We start from the raw sequence: 1,899 nt of genomic DNA, 5'->3' as shown, positions 1-1,899 counted from the left end.
GCGGCGCCGGCCGCCAGCACACAGGCGGCGCTGGCTGCGAAATGCGGCCGCTGTTCGCGACCGCCCCGGCCACGCGCAAACCTCAAGCCAGGACCACCGCCATGAACACCAGCGAACCGCGCATGACCAACTTGTTCCTGCAACTGGGCCTGGACGCCGGCGAAGACGCGATCCGCGCGTTCATCCGCGATCACCAGTTGCCGGCCGGCGTGAGGCTGGCCGAGGCGCCGTATTGGAACGACGCCCAGCGCCAGTTGCTGAGCGAGCAACTGTACGCCGACGCGGCCTGGGCCATCGTGGTCGATCAGCTCAACGAATCGCTGCACGAAGACGCCGTGGCGCAGGCCGGCCGCGCTTGAGCGTTGCGGCCGTGCGGCCGGATTCGGCAAAGCCGGCGTCACCTGCGGTTACGCCGGCGCCATCGCCGTTACATCGATGCAACAGCCGCGCCGCGCGGCGGCGGCGATAATGAACCGTTGCGCGACGGCATCGCGAAGCGTGAGCGGCGTCACCCGCGGTTGCGGACCGAGCTAACGGCGCGACGGACTTCCGGCCCGCTCGCCGATGCCGCGGCGCGTCATGCTGTCTTGCGCCGCGGCTATGATGGCCGGCGGCCGATGCGTTCGCCGCCGTGCGGGGCGTCGCGCAGCTTGTCGCTCGGGCGGCCGCGCCGGCGATCGCACGGACAATCGAAGTGATCGGCACATTTTCGTCTGAGGGAACCGACCGGATGCGCAGTTGGGTAAAGGTGGTGGTGTGGGTGCTCGCAGCGCTCGTCGTGCTGGCCCTGGCGGCGGCGATATTCGGACGCGGCAAGGGCCGCAAGGACGGCGAAGCCGACGGCGCCGATGCGCCGGTCCCGGTCACCGTCGTCGCCGCGGGCTCCCAGGCCGTGCCGGTGTTCGTGAGCGCGCTGGGCACGGTCAACGCGCTCAACAAGGTGACGGTGGCGCCGCAGATCGGCGGCGAACTGCTCAGCATCGATTTCCGCGAAGGCCAGGAAGTGAAGCAGGGCGACCTGCTGGCGCGGATCGACCCGCGCACCGCGCAGGCCAGCTACGACCAGGCCGCCGCGTCCAAGCGCCAGAACCAGGCGCAGCTGGCGACCGCGCGCTCCAACTACCAGCGCTCCAACGCGCCGGAGTATCGCCAGTACGTGTCCAAGACCGACCTGGACACCCAGCGCAACCAGGTCGCCCAGCTCGAAAGCGCGGTCGCCGCCAACGACGCGGCGATGCGCTCGGCCCAGGTGCAGCTGCAATACACCCGCGTGACCGCGCCGATTTCCGGTATCGCCGGCCTGCGCAGCGTCGATGTCGGCAACGTGCTCAACGCCGGCACCGCGCTGGTCACCCTGACCCAGGTCCATCCCATCCACGTGCTGTTCAATCTGCCCGAGCGCCAGTTGCAGGGCGTGCGCGAGGCGCAGCGCGCCGGCCCGGTGATGGTCGGCGCGCTGGACCGCAACGACGCCCATCCGCTGACCGCTGACGGCAAGCTCGACGTGGTCGACAACCAGATCAGCGCCGACAGCGGCACCTTCCGCGCTCGCGCCGTGTTCGACAACGTCGACAACGCGCTGTGGCCGGGCCAGTTCGTCAACGTGCGCCTGCGCCTGCGCACGATCGAAAGCGGCGTGGTGGTGCCGGTGCAGGCGGTGATGCGCGGCACCGACAACGAATACGTCTACGTCGTGCAGGCCGACAGCACGGTGGCGATACGCCCGGTCAAGACCGGGGTGGAGGCCGACGACAACCGGATCCTGATCGCCTCGGGCCTCAAGGCCGGCGAGCGGGTGGTGACCGAAGGCCAGTTCCGGCTCAAGCCCGGCAGCAAGGTCACCGCGCTCGCGCCGGAGCAGGCCGGCCGCCCGGCGCCCGCCGCGGCCCAGCCCGGCGC

At 70.7% G+C, this 1,899-nt stretch carries 2 protein-coding genes; both read left to right on the top strand.

Annotation, left to right across the window (positions count from 1 at the left end):
* Positions 1 to 101 precede the first annotated feature (101 nt).
* On the top strand, positions 102 to 359 hold the full coding sequence (locus tag A7A76_RS23330) for a DUF2789 domain-containing protein (RefSeq protein ID WP_206413554.1): 258 nt from the start codon (positions 102 to 104) through the stop codon (positions 357 to 359).
* A gap of 371 nt (positions 360 to 730) precedes the next feature.
* The coding region (locus A7A76_RS23325) for an efflux RND transporter periplasmic adaptor subunit (RefSeq protein WP_206413553.1) at positions 731 to 1,899 on the top strand (1,169 nt) is incomplete at its 3' end.

Origin of the sequence: Lysobacter enzymogenes (genome assembly GCF_017168095.1) — a bacterium.
GTDB classification, from domain to species: domain Bacteria; phylum Pseudomonadota; class Gammaproteobacteria; order Xanthomonadales; family Xanthomonadaceae; genus Lysobacter; species Lysobacter enzymogenes_D.
The sequence above is the reverse complement of the archived record's forward strand: the minus strand, read 5'-3'. Positions and strand labels throughout refer to the sequence as shown.

Excerpts from the sequence above, each read along its gene's own strand:
- A7A76_RS23330 (WP_206413554.1), top strand. The coding sequence starts at position 102 with ATGAACACCAGCGAACCGCGCATGACCAACTTGTTCCTGCAACTGGGC.